The sequence below is a fragment of the Oceanobacillus sp. NCCP-135 genome (assembly GCF_059698015.1).
In genome coordinates this window covers 23,067-39,243 of the sequence record NZ_BAAKSZ010000022.1, presented here as the reverse complement: position 1 = coordinate 39,243, position 16,177 = coordinate 23,067, and the positions used below count along the sequence as shown (strand labels likewise).

General features: G+C 37.0%; 19 protein-coding genes and 1 riboswitch. Of the genes, 13 read left to right on the top strand and 6 right to left on the bottom strand.

Annotation, left to right across the window (positions count from 1 at the left end):
- Window positions 1-74 precede the first annotated feature (74 nt).
- The 4 genes from AC6HVZ_RS14780 (at window position 75) to AC6HVZ_RS14765 (ending at window position 4,538) form a co-directional block, all read left to right on the top strand.
- Window positions 75-383 carry a YunC family protein gene (locus AC6HVZ_RS14780; protein ID WP_497558944.1) on the top strand — a complete coding sequence of 103 codons (309 nt, stop codon included), beginning with the start codon at window positions 75-77 and terminating at the stop codon, window positions 381-383.
- Window positions 384-643: 260 nt separating this feature from the next.
- Entirely contained in the window at window positions 644-1,729 is a 1,086-nt protein-coding gene (locus AC6HVZ_RS14775) for an HD-GYP domain-containing protein (protein WP_497558943.1), read from the top strand.
- A 63-nt stretch (window positions 1,730-1,792) separates the two neighbouring features.
- Window positions 1,793-2,578 carry a sporulation protein YunB gene (gene yunB, locus AC6HVZ_RS14770; RefSeq protein ID WP_497558942.1) on the top strand — a complete coding sequence of 262 codons (786 nt, stop codon included), beginning with the start codon at window positions 1,793-1,795 and terminating at the stop codon, window positions 2,576-2,578.
- A gap of 48 nt (window positions 2,579-2,626) precedes the next feature.
- Window positions 2,627-2,805: riboswitch (Lysine riboswitch) on the top strand.
- 173 nt (window positions 2,806-2,978) lie between these two features.
- Window positions 2,979-4,538: a Na+/H+ antiporter NhaC family protein gene (locus tag AC6HVZ_RS14765; RefSeq protein ID WP_497558941.1), complete on the top strand. Its 1,560-nt coding sequence runs from the start codon at window positions 2,979-2,981 to the stop codon at window positions 4,536-4,538.
- A 969-nt stretch (window positions 4,539-5,507) separates the two neighbouring features.
- On the opposite strand, the gene AC6HVZ_RS14760 is transcribed toward AC6HVZ_RS14765, so the two are convergent.
- Window positions 5,508-5,783 carry a hypothetical protein gene (locus AC6HVZ_RS14760; protein WP_497558940.1) on the bottom strand — a complete coding sequence of 92 codons (276 nt, stop codon included), beginning with the start codon at window positions 5,781-5,783 and terminating at the stop codon, window positions 5,508-5,510.
- Window positions 5,784-5,856: 73 nt separating this feature from the next.
- Between AC6HVZ_RS14760 and AC6HVZ_RS14755 the strand changes: the two genes are divergently transcribed.
- Both AC6HVZ_RS14755 and AC6HVZ_RS14750 read left to right on the top strand, forming a co-directional pair.
- A complete protein-coding gene (locus AC6HVZ_RS14755) occupies window positions 5,857-7,404 on the top strand; it encodes a sodium-dependent transporter (RefSeq protein WP_497558939.1) in 1,548 nt (515 codons plus the stop codon).
- On the top strand, window positions 7,405-7,512 hold the full coding sequence (locus tag AC6HVZ_RS14750; protein WP_497558938.1) for a methionine/alanine import family NSS transporter small subunit: 108 nt from the start codon (window positions 7,405-7,407) through the stop codon (window positions 7,510-7,512).
- 640 nt (window positions 7,513-8,152) lie between these two features.
- Here AC6HVZ_RS14750 and AC6HVZ_RS14745 read toward each other — a convergent pair.
- Both AC6HVZ_RS14745 and AC6HVZ_RS14740 read right to left on the bottom strand, forming a co-directional pair.
- Window positions 8,153-9,088 carry a M23 family metallopeptidase gene (locus AC6HVZ_RS14745; RefSeq protein WP_497558962.1) on the bottom strand — a complete coding sequence of 312 codons (936 nt, stop codon included), beginning with the start codon at window positions 9,086-9,088 and terminating at the stop codon, window positions 8,153-8,155.
- Window positions 9,089-9,276: 188 nt separating this feature from the next.
- Window positions 9,277-9,843, bottom strand: a complete 567-nt coding sequence (locus tag AC6HVZ_RS14740) for a YhcN/YlaJ family sporulation lipoprotein (protein ID WP_497558937.1) — start codon at window positions 9,841-9,843, stop codon at window positions 9,277-9,279.
- 137 nt (window positions 9,844-9,980) lie between these two features.
- Here AC6HVZ_RS14740 and AC6HVZ_RS14735 point away from each other — a divergent pair, with 137 nt between their 5' ends.
- Entirely contained in the window at window positions 9,981-10,256 is a 276-nt protein-coding gene (locus AC6HVZ_RS14735) for a YutD family protein (protein WP_497558936.1), read from the top strand.
- Window positions 10,257-10,279: 23 nt separating this feature from the next.
- On the opposite strand, the gene AC6HVZ_RS14730 is transcribed toward AC6HVZ_RS14735, so the two are convergent.
- The gene (locus tag AC6HVZ_RS14730) at window positions 10,280-10,564 is read right to left on the bottom strand and encodes a hypothetical protein (protein ID WP_497558935.1); all 285 of its coding nucleotides are present in this window, start codon (window positions 10,562-10,564) and stop codon (window positions 10,280-10,282) included.
- 330 nt (window positions 10,565-10,894) lie between these two features.
- On the opposite strand from AC6HVZ_RS14730, the gene AC6HVZ_RS14725 reads away from it, so the two are divergent.
- The 3 genes from AC6HVZ_RS14725 to AC6HVZ_RS14715 are packed head-to-tail and all read left to right on the top strand — an operon-like array spanning window position 10,895 to window position 12,807.
- On the top strand, window positions 10,895-11,335 hold the full coding sequence (locus AC6HVZ_RS14725; RefSeq protein ID WP_497558934.1) for a DUF86 domain-containing protein: 441 nt from the start codon (window positions 10,895-10,897) through the stop codon (window positions 11,333-11,335).
- 11 nt (window positions 11,336-11,346) lie between these two features.
- Window positions 11,347-11,982, top strand: coding sequence for a helix-turn-helix transcriptional regulator (locus AC6HVZ_RS14720; protein WP_497558933.1), 636 nt, complete (start codon window positions 11,347-11,349; stop codon window positions 11,980-11,982).
- Between the two features lie 54 nt (window positions 11,983-12,036).
- Window positions 12,037-12,807 carry a TIGR01457 family HAD-type hydrolase gene (locus AC6HVZ_RS14715; protein WP_497558932.1) on the top strand — a complete coding sequence of 257 codons (771 nt, stop codon included), beginning with the start codon at window positions 12,037-12,039 and terminating at the stop codon, window positions 12,805-12,807.
- A gap of 150 nt (window positions 12,808-12,957) precedes the next feature.
- Here the strand turns inward: AC6HVZ_RS14715 and AC6HVZ_RS14710 are convergent, their stop codons facing one another.
- Window positions 12,958-13,470, bottom strand: coding sequence for a phosphatidylglycerophosphatase A family protein (locus AC6HVZ_RS14710; RefSeq protein ID WP_497558931.1), 513 nt, complete (start codon window positions 13,468-13,470; stop codon window positions 12,958-12,960).
- Between the two features lie 87 nt (window positions 13,471-13,557).
- Between AC6HVZ_RS14710 and AC6HVZ_RS14705 the strand changes: the two genes are divergently transcribed.
- On the top strand, window positions 13,558-14,532 hold the full coding sequence (locus tag AC6HVZ_RS14705; protein ID WP_497558930.1) for a YutH/CotS family kinase-like spore coat protein: 975 nt from the start codon (window positions 13,558-13,560) through the stop codon (window positions 14,530-14,532).
- Window positions 14,533-14,561: 29 nt separating this feature from the next.
- Window positions 14,562-15,527, top strand: a complete 966-nt coding sequence (locus AC6HVZ_RS14700) for a 2-hydroxyacid dehydrogenase (RefSeq protein WP_497558929.1) — start codon at window positions 14,562-14,564, stop codon at window positions 15,525-15,527.
- Between the two features lie 72 nt (window positions 15,528-15,599).
- Here the strand turns inward: AC6HVZ_RS14700 and AC6HVZ_RS14695 are convergent, their stop codons facing one another.
- On the bottom strand, window positions 15,600-15,854 hold the full coding sequence (locus tag AC6HVZ_RS14695; protein WP_497558928.1) for a NifU family protein: 255 nt from the start codon (window positions 15,852-15,854) through the stop codon (window positions 15,600-15,602).
- Between the two features lie 124 nt (window positions 15,855-15,978).
- Here AC6HVZ_RS14695 and AC6HVZ_RS14690 point away from each other — a divergent pair, with 124 nt between their 5' ends.
- Window positions 15,979-16,101 carry a hypothetical protein gene (locus AC6HVZ_RS14690; protein WP_497558927.1) on the top strand — a complete coding sequence of 41 codons (123 nt, stop codon included), beginning with the start codon at window positions 15,979-15,981 and terminating at the stop codon, window positions 16,099-16,101.
- The last annotated feature ends 76 nt before the right edge of the window (window positions 16,102-16,177 follow it).

Here is a 16,177-nt window from a genome sequence, read left to right as displayed (position 1 = left end):
TATTCAATTAGTGACACTGTACCTCCTTTGTGCATACAAATATATTGTACATTACGAAGGAGGCCTTTAAATTAATGATTACGGTTAATCCATTAGAGGTTGAGGGAATGTTTTTTACTGCAATACGTGTAGAATTGCCAAAAACAAATTTATTAATGATCTCAAACGAAGTTGGCTACATTATGTGTGGAGCATTGGATGTTGATCTGTTTAACAGTAATGAAAAATTAAGAGGGCGTAATATCATTGCCGCCCGGGCAGTAGGTGTCAGGACGATTGATGATTTATTACATGCACCATTAGAAAAAATAACCGATGCTTCCAGGTCCTATGGCTGGGAAGAAGGAATGATAGGCAAGGATGCATTGGTAAAAATATCGTAATAAGGATGTCTTCCTGGTGGGGAAGGCATTTTTTGTTATCGTCTATGAAAGCAAACGGTCGCATAGAATGCCTCTCTTACGCACAAACAAATCAAAAGTAGTTGGTTTTATAAGCACCAATAGAAGATAAGGCAGCACAAGTATAGTTTTAAAAATACCCAATTTTTTAAAATATCCATAGCGTTTTCATTTATAATTTGGTACTATTTTAATGGAACAAATGTCGAAAAAGGTCGTATTTTATAGGAGTTGTGGAAAATATGAGACTTGCCAGTACAAAATCAGTAACTCCAGGAATGATATTAGCACAATCCATCTATAATGAAAATGGTGTTGTACTGATCCAAAAAGGGATAAAGATAACTGAAAAGATGCTCGGGAGATTATTAAATCAAGGGATTACATATATTTATATAGAAGATGAATTCACGCAAGATATTAATGTGGAATCCGTACTTTCAAATAAATTAAGAGTAGAAGCCAGTAAAACAATTAAAGAAACTTTCCTAGAACTAAGAGATAGTGGTATAAAGGAAAGATCTTATATCCTTGAGAAAAAAGGAAAAAAGCTTACAAATGTCGTGCAGCAAATTATGGAGGATTTACAGAGCAATGAAAGGTCATTGTCCTTGCTTACCGAAATTTTTATAACGGACGACTATATTTTTCATCACTCTTTAAACGTAACAATATATTCGCTTGCGATCGGTGTGGAAATGAATTTCTCCAATAAGAAATTAACTGAAATAGGTATTGGAGCAATGCTGCATGATATTGGAAAGATTTTTATTGATCCGGAAATTTTACAAAAACCAGGTAAACTGTCAGAAGAGGAATTTGAAATTATTAAAGGACATACAACAATAGGTTTTGATTTTTTACGGAAGACAGCTAATATGCCTGCAATTCTATCTCATTGTGCATATCAGCATCATGAACGATTAAATGGGTCTGGTTATCCGCGCGGAATTAAAGGTGATGAGATTCATGAATACGCAAAATTAATTGGGATTGCAGATGCCTTTGACGCAATAACAAGTAATCGCGTATATCGTGATGCAATGCTGCCACATGAAGGATTGGAAATTCTTTATGTAGGTGCCATAAACTTATTTGATAAAAATATGATCGAGGCATTTAAAAGGAGCATTGTTGTATATCCGGATGGTCTGTCACTACAGCTTAGTGACGGGAGAGAGGGGGTTGTGGTCAGACAAAATAAACATATCTGTGATCGCCCGGTAATCCGGATCCTGTTAGAAGATGGAAAACGTCTGAGTACATCTTATGAATTGGATTTAGCCAGTGTAATGAATGTTACGGTAACTGCAGTTAAAATAGATTAAAGATTATTTAGGATTCTAACCCCTTTAAAACAAGCATAAATTATTTTACAAGGGGGTTTTTTTATGCTGAGACATCAAAGAAGATTTGGTATGAATAGAACATCTCCTCCGGGAAAAAATGCGCTTGTTATTACGATGATTCTTTTTGCTGTTTTTGTTCTACTAAGTATTTGGATTATTGATCGAGGTATAAAACCAACTTTGATGGAGATAGCGCAAGCAAAAACTGATGAATTTGCAACACGAGCAATTAATACAGCTGTGCGTTTTGCCGAAAATTATGACTTCGAGGATATTGCTAATATTACATATAATAATAATGGAGATCCAGCAGTATATAATTGGAATTCAGCGATGATCAGTGAAATAAATCGTGTAGCAACAGACAGGGTGGAAGAGTTTTTTCTGAATATGAACAGAGGGGATCCGCTCGTTTTTGATAATCCACTTCAGAATCCTCCAGAATATAGTGATGGGGCAGAAGATCTCGCAAAAGTGGATCCCACCATTATAGAGATTCCGCTTGGCCAAGTAACAGGTAACTCTGTACTTGCCAATTTAGGCCCAAAAGTACCGGTAAACCTTGAGTTTGTCGGTAATGTAAGAACGAATATTTATCAGGAAGAAAAAGAGTGGGGGATTAATTCTTCCTGGGTTTCTCTCTACCTTTATGTTGAGGTTGATGTACAGGTAGTCATCCCATTTACTACAGAGGTGGCAAAAGTTCATACTGAAATTTATATGGATGGCGGAGCAATTATGGGGGATGTACCAGAATTCTATGGTGGAAGTGACCCTAATATTGCTATTCCGAGAGAGGACTTTCAAGGAGACTTGCAAGATGAATAAATTTATTGTATAGTAAATCTAGAATTAAATATTAAAACCTTATCAGATCGGTGAGGTAGAGGTGCAGATAATATGAGTAGTCAGCAGGAGAATGACAACTTGGATTGTTGATAAAAGGATTGTTTGCCGAAGCATAATGAGGGTCAGACTTATTATAGCTGGTATAGCTTTGAAAAAGGGGTATACTGTCATGCTAAAATGAATGTGCATGGAGAACTACTGATCGAAATGGAGGATAACGAATATTGTAAGGACAATGATGGTTATTTTCTATCGTTGTCTTTTTGTGTTTTTAAGGACAATATAAATTGATTGCGTATCCTCGATCGTCAGCATTTTGTCTTTATCAAGCGTTTCTCCATGTTCCATTCATACATATATATAAACGGAGGTAACATCAATGGAAGGCACAATTCTTTCAATTATTCCAGCACTGCTCATGCTGGTACTTGTACTACTTACTAGAAAGGTTTTATTATCTTTAGGAGCAGGTATTATCGTTGGAGCATTAATGATTCATGATTTCAATATACTTAGAACGCTAAATGAGATTTGGGAAATATTTTATAACATCTTTGTTTCTGAAGGCTCTTTAAATAAAGGGAACCTTCTCCTACTCAGTTTTCTATTATTATTAGGAATAATGACAGCGTTGCTGCAGGCATCAGGCGGTAGTAAGGCATTTGGCGAATGGATGATTAAACGTGTTAAAACACGTACAGGTGCACAGTTTATCACACCCATATTAGGATTTATAATTTTTATTGATGATTATTTTAACAGTCTGGCAGTTGGGCAAATAGCAAGACCATTAACAGACAGACATAAAATTTCCCGTGCAAAGCTTGCGTATTTTATTGATTCAACGTCGGCACCGGTTACCGTATTATCACCAATTTCAAGCTGGGGAGCTTATATAATCGGTATTTTAGGTGGTTTGTTTGCAGCAAATGAAATAACGAACATTCAACCACTGGAAGCATTTATAAAAATGATACCATTGAATTTATATGCACTTTCAGCATTATTACTTGTTTTTCTTGTTGCCTACTTTAAAATGGATATTGGAGCAATGCGTACACATGAAAAGCGTGCTATTGAAACAGGTGAATTGCTAAATCCAGAGCAAAATAGTGTACCTGGTGATTTAGGAGATACATTTAAACCGCATAAAAGTGGAAGGGTATTCCATTTGCTCGTTCCTATTGCAGTTCTGATTGTTGCAACTGTTGTTTCGATGCTTATTACAGGAGTAAATGCCACTGAAGGTAATGCAACAATTTTAGCAACTTTTGCAAATACAAATGTTAATCTATCTTTATTTGTTGGTGGATTGATTGCTGTACTAACATCATTAGTATTCCATTTTCAACAAAATGAACCGAGGGCAAATATCGTTAATATCTTTATTGAAGGTATTAAAACGATGCTACCAGCTATTTATATCTTAATATTGGCATGGATGATTGGCTCGGTTATCGGCACGTTAGAAACAGGGGAGTTTTTGGCGCAAATAGTCAACGATGCTTCTATTAGTTCATCCTTACTGCCATTCTTATTTTTCCTGATTGCCGGAATAATGGCATTGGCTACAGGTACATCATGGGGTACATTTGGAATTATGCTGCCAATTGCAGCAGAGGTGACTGCTATTACAGATATAAATATGCTACTTCCATCATTGGCGGCAGTGCTAGCAGGTTCTGTATTTGGCGATCATTGTACGCCTATCTCAGATACAACCATCCTATCTTCAACTGGTGCGGGAGCAAATCATATCGATCACGTTCTAACACAACTACCATATGCAATAATTGCCGCAGCAGCAGCATGTGTGGGATATTTGGTAATTGGTTTTACAAATCAAGTATTTCTTCCTATAGTGGTAACTTTTGCAATTGTGATCGCTATTGGATTATTTATTAATTACCTGGCAAAAACAAAGCTAAATAAAGCATAAATAATAAAAAATTCTTTCATCCTTGGATGAAGGAATTTTTTATTATTTAGGGAATTATCAAATTTGTGAACGTGGGCTGTGGATAGTGAACGAAATTATCTAGTCATGTCCAGCTCTCCAGGCGATATCCGCGCTCACCGGTCGATATCCTGCGCTCTCCCGGCGATATCCGCGCTCACCGGTCGATATCCTGCGCTCACCGGGTGATATCTGCGCTCACCGGGTGATATCTGCGTTCTCCCGCTGATATCCTGCGCTCGCCGGGTGATATCTGCGTTCTCCCGCTGATATCTTGCGCTCACCGGGTGATATCTGCGTTCTCCCGCTGATATCCTGCGCTCACCGGCAGATATCCCCGCTCACCCGGCGATATCTGCGCTCACCGGGTGATATCCGCGCTCACCGGTCGATATCTTGCGCTCACCGGGTGATATCTGCGCTCACCGGGTGATATCTGCGTTCTCCCGCTGATATCCTGCGCTCACCGGGTGATATCTGCGCTCACCGGGTGATATCCGCGCTCACCGGTCGATATCCTGCGCTCTCCAGGCGATATCCTGCGCTCTCCAGGCGATATCCGCGCTCACCGGGTGATATCTGCGTTCTCCCGCTGATATCCTGCGCTCACCGGGTGATATCTGCGCTCACCGGGTGATATCCGCGCTCACCGGTCGATATCTTGCGCTCACCGGCCGATATCCCCGCTCACCCGGCGATATCTGCGTTCACCGGGTGATATCCGCGCTCACCGGTCGATATCTTGCGCTCACCGGGTGATATCCGCGCTCGCCGGTCGATATCTTGCGCTCACCGGCCGATATCCGCGCTCACCGGTCGATATCCGCGCTCACCGGGTGATATCTGCGTTCTCCCGCTGATATCCGCGCTCACCGGGTGATATCTGCGCTCACCGGGTGATATCTGCGTTCTCCCGCTGATATCCTGCGCTCACCGGTCGATATCTTGCGCTCACCGGCCGATATCCCCGCTCTCCAGGTGATATCCGCGCTCACCGGGCGATAACACCTTAGCTAATACTTCTGCTAGTAATACACTTTTTTTGCTCCAAGATAAAACAATACCTATTCGCTTTTGCTGGTAGCCCATATACCTAACTGAAAACTCCACAAACCGTTGTAAATTACTTCCATAACTAAATGATAATATAGAAAATTTAATAAATTCTTTGACATAGTAAGAAAGTACCGTTATAATACAAGCATAAATATCAGAAAAAATAAACATTTTAAACATTTCCTGTTACAGTCGGACATACACTGATTTGTAACAGGGAATAAAAAAAAGAGGAGGTCTATACATGGAAACACGTTCACAATGGGGGACAAGGGCTGGGTTTATTTTAGCAGCAGTAGGTTCGGCAGTTGGGCTTGGTAATATTTGGCGGTTTCCAACTGTTGCGTATGAAAATGGTGGTGGCGCTTTCTTTATACCATATTTATTCGCTTTGCTAACAGCTGGGATTCCCATATTAATAATGGAATTTTCAATGGGGCATAAATTTCGTGGTTCAGCTCCACTAACCTTTAAAAGGTTGAATAAGAAAACAGAATGGATTGGCTGGTGGGGCGTTTTAGTTGCATTTGTTATTTCCACTTACTACTCTGTTATTATTGCTTGGGCGATGTCTTATTCAATCTTTTCATTTAATCTAAATTGGGGTTCAGATACAGAGGCATTTTTATTTAGTGATCATTTGAATTTAACTGTAGATCCGGGTCAAACAGGGAGTCTTGTTCCTGGGGTATTAATCCCGCTGATAATTGTATGGGTTGTAGTGTTAGGTATTTTATTTAAAGGTGTTAAAAAAGGAATTGAAATTGCCAATAGAATTTTTATACCGTCATTAGTAATTATTTTTCTTATTATTGTAATTCGTGCAATAACTTTACCTGGAGCCATGGAAGGACTTGAGGCATTTTTTGCACCTGATTTCACAAGGATAGCTGATCCAGATGTATGGATTGCGGCATATGGACAAATTTTCTTTAGTTTATCCATAGCATTTGCAATTATGATCACATATTCCAGCTATTTACCGAAAAAATCGGATATAACAAATAATGCATTTATTGTAGGGTTTGGTAATTCATCTTTTGAATTGCTGGCTGGAATCGGAGTATTTGCTGTTCTTGGATTCATGGCTACTGGGGCTGGTGTAGGTGTTGATGAGGTTGTTGCAGGTGGAGTAGGATTGGCATTTGTTGTATTCCCTGCAATCATTAATGAATTCCCGGCATTAAATGAATTGTTTGGATTCTTGTTCTTTGCATCATTGGTTTTGGCAGGATTAACATCCTTGATGTCTATCACTGAAACCTATGTTGCTGGATTAGTAGATAAATTTAAGATTACAAGAGCAAAGGCGGTACTGTTTGGTGGAGGATTAGCAGCGGTTATTTCATTAATATTTGCTACACAAGGTGGTTTGTACTTCCTTGATGCAGCAGATTACTTTATTAACCAATTTGGTGTTGCATTGTTAGGATTGGTTGAAGTAGTATTAATTGCTTGGGTTCTGCGCAGAGTTAAAAACATTCAGGCACATGCAAATGAAGTGTCAGATATTCGCCTAGGTTCATGGTGGACGATAAGCTTAAGTATTATCACGCCAATTGTCATGGGATATATGATGTTCGGATTGTTCAAGCAGAATTTAATGAAGGAATTTACTGGAGAAGGAAATACCACTGGTAACTATGAAGGCTATTCAGATACGTTTATCATGTTTGGTGGCTGGTCTGTTGCAGCAGCAGCATTACTTGTTGGAATATTAATCTCAATGACTAAATGGAAAACATCTGACGCAGCAGATGAAGAAACTAAGAAGTCTGGGGAGGCAAAATAAATGAGTGGTGGAGCAATTTTCGTAATGATCCTTGGTATGGTAATTATATGGGGTGGTCTAGCGACAAGCATAAGGCATGCCATGAAAAAAGCCAAAGAAGTAAAATAATATTCAAAAATAAGTAATAAGAGCCTTTACCAATATGGTAAAGGCTCTTATTTGCTGTTAGAGAAGTATAAACATTTCATAACTCCACAAGTGCAATTAGGATATTCGACTAAAAAGGTTGTACCCCAAAGTATAATAGTTTTAAAAAAGTAAATCTTCATAAGAATTTCTTTAAGTGCATGTTTAAAACCCCAATATCCTGACAGACATCGCAATAAATGAAAATCCCATCTTCATATAAAAAAGAGGATGAAAGGGATATAGAAGTTCAAGGCGGTGAAGCTTTGAGCACAAGGGAAATTTCATCGAGTTAACGTCCCAGGTAGGAAAGGTGATTTACCATTCTAAGAAACATAACGTATGCAATGAATATGTGAGTAAACGCTAGCATGCAGGAAAAGTGTTTTTCTTTTCCGAGGACGAAGAAAGCAAGCCAACGAACTTCTCGTGTGATAATGACCTCTAACTCTACGTTCGATACAATGGTTTTCGGTGGACCGAACTTTAGCACAGTCCAATGGTTTTAGGTGTAGTGAGGCTTGGCACAGTCCCAGGACGTATCGTTACATAGTAGGAATCCCTAAGATGTGTCATTTTCACTGGAGTTTTAGAACAACCCCTATAATGAATGCCAAGTTTTCTAATAATTATTCTCCTTTGCCATACGCTCCCATTTTCTTAAATAAGGGTATGGATCAAATGACCATTCACTATTGCCGTTATCTTTATACATTCCGTAATGCAAATGTGGTGGAAATTTTCCAGATGTTCCAGGCGGGCCGTAACCAGTCGAACCAACACTGCCAAGTTCATCGCCTGGCTTTACTACTTGTCCAACTTTAATGTCATCATTATAGCCGCTCATATGAGCATAATAATGATATATGTTAAAGATATCTCTAATCCCAATTCGCCAACCACCATATAAATTCCAACCCATCATTTCAATAACACCATAAGTTGTCGATTTTACGGGTGTCCCATAGCCGGCGAATATGTCCGTTCCTTCATGTATTCGTAAACCTCCGAAACCACGCCTGTCACCCCATGTATTATTATAGCTGTAGTTATATTGAATAGCTAAAGGGAAATCCCGGTCAGTTAAGTTAATATCCTGAAACGTTTTAAATACTTTGGCTGTATTCATAATGGTTTGGACAGTAAGATCTCTTTTGTAATAATTCCACAATGCAATCTTAATATCATCCCTTGTTTGACCCTGTTCCAAAATGATATTTGCCATCGTATACAAAATATCTTCGGGGTCTTCAGGGTCTGCTTTTTGATCTCCATTTCCATCCTTCCCTTTTCCACTAAAAAACGCAATGATTTGTTTATCTTTAATCATTGGACTATTTCCAAGTCCAAACCAAAGCTCAGGTGGAACTTCAATGGATATCGTTTGTTCGTTATCATCATTATCTTTAATATTTCGTTCATAATTTTCAATTGCTGCAAAGTAATACCACGGGATTTGTGTTAATGCCTCTGTTTTTTTAAAAAGTGCCATCCGTTCCTCGTAAATATTCTCTTCGGCATGAATGGCTTCAATTTGGATAAGATTTGCAATTATTATTAGTATTGAAGTGATTATTAATTTATAGATATGTTTCACCCCCTGTTAATAAAAAGTCTGTTGTTAGACAGTATGTATTTTTAGATTAAACCTGATTTCTTATTCATTGAAAAAGGACTAACCTTGAGTTAGCCCTTAAATGCTTGATCGTCCTAATGGAATGTTGATTACCTTAAGTAGTAGTAATATTAATCTTCAATTGTGTTCCCCTGAGAAGATTTTTCCATTTCATTTATAATCCTGTCAATCGTGTTATCATAGTTTTTATTGGTTGTCGTTGAGTTATGCAAACTATGGATGTCTCTGATTAATACATCATTATCTGACACATAAATATTAAAAAACTCAGGCATCACTGATACGGCTGTTTTCTTTGCAATATCTGCTGCATCCCTTTCTTCTATAGCATCATTTTTTTCATAAGCAATTAATACTTCTTCATCTGTAACGAGTGTAGCAACCTCTTCGAATCCATCATTTCGTAAGATTATCCTCGTAATCATATTTGCCATTTGCGTACGATCTATTGTCACTTGATGATTATTTTCTACATCATCATCAAGCTGATCTTTTGAATATCGTACATAACCCAGTCTATTGTTCAGTTCCTCATCTGCTGGAGACTCTATTTCTCTTGCAGGATCTAGTTCATTAATGTTTTCATCTCTTTCATCCATAGCATTATCTGTATTTCCACAACCGGATATTGCAAAAATTGCTATTAGAGCACTTGAAATAAAATGTTTTGGTTTCATGACTTCCCTCCTTCTTACAACCAAATCGTTTTCCCTAATAGTTTGCATTATAGCCTGGATATCATGCATATATTATTCTGGTTATGATGGGGATGGATATGATAAACTATAGTAAGCTTAAGTGGGGGTGATTAGCTTTGATTGAAATACATGGTAAAAATTACGAAATTATAGAAAATATAAAGGATGGCTTTCAAGAGGGAGCTTTAAATGAACGTTTTTCTGCTATTTTATCTAAATATGACTATATTGTAGGAGATTGGGGCTATGATCAGCTTCGATTAAAGGGGTTCTATCACGATCGACATGCAAAGGCATCCATTGATACAAAAATAAGCGCATTGGATGATTATTTATATGAATACTGTAATTTTGGCTGTGCTTATTTCGTAATGAAAAAAATACCAAAGTAAAAAGAGCAGTAGTTCTAGATGAACTACTGCTCTTTAATTGAGTGGACATCCCTATCTTCAGCGTCGTGAAGAGGATGAGTACCAGGTGTTTGCCGCGGTAAATCCTCGTGCAGCTCTTTATATGGATAAACATAAGCACTTTGCCTCTTTTGCCCCTTTATCCATGGTGTTGATTTACCGTGAACAGGCTCTTCCTTATTGATCGAAGAACCAAATGCCCCTTCAGGAAATTCCTCTGGTATTAATTCATTGCGCTGGTTTCGAACATTGGAAAAATCAGAATAGGCCTTTTTATCCTTCTTAGCCATAAATGGTTCACCCTTTCTTCTTACCTATAGTTTCCCTGCAAAAGAAAGGATATATTATACCAAATATTGGATTAACCTAATATATCACAGTGGATATACCACAGCTTCTATTGACTATTGGGGAAGATATCAACAAATCATTACGGTGAGGCAATTAGTGCATTCCAAATCTATGCAAAACTTTTTAAGTAGTCATCTGTTTTCTTTAAGCCTTTAGAAACCCTATTGTTAGAACTTTAACATTTTCTTAACTATATCATGTTTCATGTTTTTCTTCATGCTAATTATGGTATGATAGTGGTGTTACCAAGTTTATTGGAGGTATTATAAATGTATTTTGTTGATCGAAGTAAAATAGAACAAACATTATTATATATGGAAGAAATCCTAAAGGAAGCAGGGAAAGCAAACTTTGCGACTTTCTCAGAGTATTTAGCATTAGAAAGAATGATACATCTACTGATTGAAACTACCCTTGACGTCGGCAACATGATGATTGATGGTTTTATTATGCGTGATCCAGGAAGTTATGAGGACATCATTGATATACTGATTGATGAGAAGGTTTTACCAATCGACGAGGAAAATGGCTATAAAGAAATTATTCAATTACGGAAAATGATTATAAATAATTATAATGCAATCGATCACGAAAAATTAAAAGAAATATTGAATAAAAACAAACCTGTTCTAGATAGGTTCAGTTCCCGTATTCGGACATATTTAAATAATGAATTAGGAGTTGCCAATGCATTTTCAACTGATAAATGAAGGTGATAATTATGAAAAAAAGAACCCCAACAAAGCAAAAACTATTAAATATTTTGAAAAAGGACGATGAACTTTCAATTAATGAAATAATGGGTTACTTTACCATTTCAGAAATAGCAGTACGTAAACAAATCCATGATTTAGAGCAACAGGGTTTTATTAAGAAGAATCCAATTAAGCAAAAAATGGGACGTCCATATTACACCTATGAACTGACAAAACAAGGGCATGACACATTTCCTAATCAATATGAAAAATTACCACTGGAACTATTGCGGGATCTTGAGGAGATACACGGCTCCCAGGCTGTGAATGATGTATTATCACGACGGATGGACAGGGAAAGAACCTTCTTTGAAAAAGAGATAAAAACAAATGAATTTGATAAAAAAATAGCTGAAGTAGCACGACTCCAAGATGAAAAAGGCTATATGGTTGAAGTTGATAAAACGAAAGAAGGACATTACGAAATGAAACATTTTAATTGTCCGATTTCTAATATTGCCACATCTTATCAACAAGTATGTAAAAATGAAAAAATTGTTTATGAAGAGGTTTTTTCTGATAGTAAAGTAATTTTTCATTCTTGTATAACGAAAGGTGATAATTTTTGTAAATGGACAATTGAAAAACCGGAAGAAGGATGAAGATGCGATCTCTCATTCTTCTTCTATTCTATGTGATGAAAAGAGGACTTTTACTTGAAAAACTACAAAGGTTATTTAATCGATTTGGATGGAACGATGTATCAGGGGAGTGAACCAATTGAAGCAGCAGCCGAATTTGTAAATACGTTGCAGAAGAAAAGTATTCCTTATTTATTTGTAACAAATAATTCTTCCAAAACACAAGAAGCTGTTTCAGATAAGTTGAATAAAATGGGAATTAGATCGACACCAGACCATGTTGTAACAACTAGTCTGGCAACAGCCAAATTTATTAAACATCAAAAGGCTGATGCAAGGTGTTATGTTATCGGTGAAGCAGGTTTACATGCTGCATTGGAAGAACAGGGAATTACAATTGTAGAGGACACTTGTGATTATGTTGTAGTTGGAATAGATCGGGAAATTAGTTATGAAAAATTGGCTAAAGGTTGTATTGAAATTCGAAATGGGGCGACTTTTATTTCAACAAATAGTGATGTCGCCATTCCAACTGAACGTGGACTATTACCTGGCAATGGTGCACTTACTTCGGTGATAGCTGTAAGTACAGGAAAAGCTCCAATTTTTATTGGAAAGCCGGAATCAATTATTATGGAGGAGGCATTAGGAATACTGGGACTATCAAAAAACGATACGTTAATGGTTGGTGATAACTATCATACAGACATTCGTGCAGGTATTAATGCAGGAATAGATACGCTAATGGTTTTAACCGGGGTAACACCTTTTGCAGAACTGGTAAACTTAGAAATAAAACCTAATTATCATGTTCGAAGCTTACGTGAATGGATTGGCGAAATTTAGATCAGCCCAAGAGCGGCGGAAACATCATCCCGAGAGCGGGAATATCAGCTCGAGAACCGGAATATTAGCCTGAGAACAGAATATTCTTCCCAAAAAACAAAAGAAATCGGCACAATCGCCGATTTCTCCGCTAGGAACAACTACAATTTATTAATCATCTAAAGCTTTATCATCAGCGGTGCCATGTGCTAGTCTGCTTGAAGCGGCCGCTGCAATAGCTCCTACAATATCGTCCAAAAATGTGTGTACATAACCTGTTGATTTGTCATTTAACCTTTTCAAAATCCCTGGCTTCTGTTTATCAATATAACCGTAATTCGTGAATCCAATAGAACCATAAACGTTAACAATGGATAAAGCAATTATTTCATCGACACCATACAGGCTTTCATCTGTAACAATTGTTTTTTGCAATGGTTGCTCCAGCATCTTTTTCTCTGCCAGTACATCTAATTGGATCCCCGTTAATACAGCATTTTGAACTTCTCTTTTCGTTAATACACGATCAACATTATGCAGACACTCTTCCATACTTAAATCATCATGATATTTTGATTGTAAATAATAAACCAGTTCTGCAATATCATCTAATGTAACTCCACGCTCGGTTAACCACTGTCTTGCTTTGATTTCCAATTCACTTTTCTTTGTATTTTTACCCACTAAGATCACCTTTTTTCTAAAAAATTTTGGTTAAGAATTGCCTTTATAACTCATACACTATGTTAAAAGCAAATGGGGGAGATAATTTTGCCTTTATTAGATATGCTTACTGCAAATTATGCTATACATGCTGAAGGGAAATTAGAGTTGGATGGTAAAGATGGATATAAACAAGATGACTATGTTTATTTTACCATTATTGCAGACAACAAGGAAATTATTCATATGGAACAGGCGGCACTAGCTTATTATTTAAGTGAAAATAGGTACAGTAATACTGCGATTCCTATACCAAATATCCATGGTGAATGGTTTACTTCCTATCAGGACAAAAACTATATGGTTATGCAGGCACAGCGAGATTTCTTGGAAAATAAGTATTCCACAGGTGAATCATTAGCATATTTTCATCAAATTGGCTCGTCTTATAGCTATGAGCCAAAAACAATTTCCAGTTATGGCCAATGGAAACAATTATGGATCGATAAGCTCACTGCTTTTGAAAGTAGTATAGAATTGGAAGCCAAAAAACATTCTTCCGACTATTATCGTTTATTGATGGATGTTTTACCCTATATTATCGGAATCAGTGAAAATGGGATTCAGTATATACAGGAAAGTCAGTACGAAAGGCGCTACCACGAAGCGGATCAGGGCACAATTGCTTTTAGGCGTTATACCAATGAATTGGAAAAACCGATATTATGGACAGATGAATTAGTATATGACCATCCAACAAGAGATTTGGCAGAATGCATTCGCTTCATGATATTAAATAAGAAGGAAAGGTATAAGGTGACTACGTTTATAAATGACTATCAATCGATACGATCACTATCCGTGTTTAGCTGGCGCTTATTGTATGCCAGATTAATTTTTCCTATACATTTTTTCGATATAATTAACCGCGGATTTACAATGCAAAACCTAGAACAATCTTATATGGAATTGCAGGATATTCTAAAAAAACAACTAATTTACCAAGAAAACCTGAGGGAAATATTTGAAATGGTAGGAGTTGATCATGAAGTTTTACAAATACCTGTGTTAAACTGGTTATAAGTTACAACTTTCAGGAAAGAGGTATGAACATGTCAAACCCACTCATTTATATTACAAGAAAGATTCCAGAGGAGCTGATTGAACCATATCAGGAGTTATTTGATTTTCGGATGTGGGAAAAAGAAGCTGAGCCGGTACCAAGGGATATTTTATTAGAAGAAGTAGCAAGAGCTGATGGCTTATTATGCATGTTAACAGATAAAATTGATAATGAACTGTTAAGGAAAGCCAGTAAATTAAAAATTGCTGCTAATTTGGCGGTTGGCTTTGATAATATAGATATGGAAGCTGCTAAACAACATGAAGTAATTATAACGAATACACCTGATGTCTTAACAGAGACTACAGCTGATTTGGGTTTTGGATTGTTGATGGCAACCGCCAGACGAATTATTGAAGCAACTGAGTATATACAAGAGGATCGGTGGAAGAACTGGTCACCTTATTTACTTGCAGGCACTGATATTCATCACAAAACAATTGGAATTGTTGGCATGGGGAGAATTGGTGAGGCAATCGCTAGACGTGCAAGAGGCTTTAATATGACAATATTGTATCATAATCGTTCAAGAAAATATGAAGCGGAAAAAGAGTTGGAGGCAACTTATGTTAGTTTTGATCAGCTATTAAATGAAGCAGATTTTGTTATATCTGTTATTCCGTTAACAAATGAAACCAAGAAATTATTTGATCAATCTGCATTTAATAAAATGAAATCAACAGCTATTTTTATTAATATTTCACGTGGTGCTGTGGTGGATGAAGATTCATTACTTGAAGCATTGAAAACGAATCAAATTAAAGCAGCAGGATTAGATGTATTTGCAGAGGAACCAATTCGCAAAAATCATCCATTATTAACGCTGAATAATGCCGTATGCCTTCCACATATTGGTTCTGCTAGCAATGAGACACGTACAGAGATGATTCAATTATGTTTAGCTAATATTGCTTCGGTTTTACAGGGGAAAGAGCCAAAAACTCCCGTTAAGTAAAGGTGGAGATATTGGGGATCAGCCAGTAATAAAAGAAGCAGACAAATGAATGTCTGCCTTATCATCTATTATTTAGAACACCTGTTCAATTTCTTTCACACCTGGAACCTCAGCCATCAATGCGCGTTCAATTCCTGCTTTTAAAGTGATGGTAGAACTTGGACAGTTGCCGCATGCACCCATCAGACGAAGAAGTACAATGCCTTCATCATCAACATCAATTAACTCTACATCTCCACCATCACGTAGTAAGAATGGACGTAGTTTGTTCAAAACTTCTTGTACTTGCTCTTGCATTATCCATCTTCTCCTTTCCTTATAAATCATTATATGATGAATTTGTTAAAAAATCTATCTGAAAAGCAATATTCACTATTATAAGTCTATTTTATTTTACCTTTATACGAACATTTTGTAAAATAAAAGCAACTATAAAATAGGGGAGCAAGTGGTGAATGAAAATGTATTGATTACAATATACGGCGCAGAGAAAATTTGCGCAAATTGTGTAGGTGTACCAGGTTTTCAAGGATACTTCTGGGTGGCTACAGGCTGCAATTGGAAGGAAATATGATGATGAACCGATTACATTATAAGGAATTAGATAAACATGGCAAAGTGTTACAAGCTTCATTTTATATATCAAATGT

Bases quoted from the DNA above. Each gene is read 5' to 3' on its own strand.
- AC6HVZ_RS14740 (WP_497558937.1), bottom strand. From the start codon at position 9,843: ATGAAACCAAAACATTTTATTTCAAGTGCTCTAATAGCAATTTTTGCA.
- AC6HVZ_RS14780 (WP_497558944.1), top strand. From the start codon at position 75: ATGATTACGGTTAATCCATTAGAGGTTGAGGGAATGTTTTTTACTGCA.
- AC6HVZ_RS14765 (WP_497558941.1), top strand. From the start codon at position 2,979: ATGGAAGGCACAATTCTTTCAATTATTCCAGCACTGCTCATGCTGGTA.
- yunB (WP_497558942.1), top strand. From the start codon at position 1,793: ATGCTGAGACATCAAAGAAGATTTGGTATGAATAGAACATCTCCTCCG.
- AC6HVZ_RS14700 (WP_497558929.1), top strand. From the start codon at position 14,562: ATGTCAAACCCACTCATTTATATTACAAGAAAGATTCCAGAGGAGCTG.
- AC6HVZ_RS14730 (WP_497558935.1), bottom strand. From the start codon at position 10,564: ATGGCTAAGAAGGATAAAAAGGCCTATTCTGATTTTTCCAATGTTCGA.
- AC6HVZ_RS14775 (WP_497558943.1), top strand. From the start codon at position 644: ATGAGACTTGCCAGTACAAAATCAGTAACTCCAGGAATGATATTAGCA.
- AC6HVZ_RS14755 (WP_497558939.1), top strand. From the start codon at position 5,857: ATGGAAACACGTTCACAATGGGGGACAAGGGCTGGGTTTATTTTAGCA.
- AC6HVZ_RS14750 (WP_497558938.1), top strand. From the start codon at position 7,405: ATGAGTGGTGGAGCAATTTTCGTAATGATCCTTGGTATGGTAATTATA.
- AC6HVZ_RS14725 (WP_497558934.1), top strand. From the start codon at position 10,895: ATGTATTTTGTTGATCGAAGTAAAATAGAACAAACATTATTATATATG.
- AC6HVZ_RS14720 (WP_497558933.1), top strand. From the start codon at position 11,347: ATGAAAAAAAGAACCCCAACAAAGCAAAAACTATTAAATATTTTGAAA.
- AC6HVZ_RS14695 (WP_497558928.1), bottom strand. From the start codon at position 15,854: ATGATTTATAAGGAAAGGAGAAGATGGATAATGCAAGAGCAAGTACAA.
- AC6HVZ_RS14760 (WP_497558940.1), bottom strand. From the start codon at position 5,783: ATGTTTATTTTTTCTGATATTTATGCTTGTATTATAACGGTACTTTCT.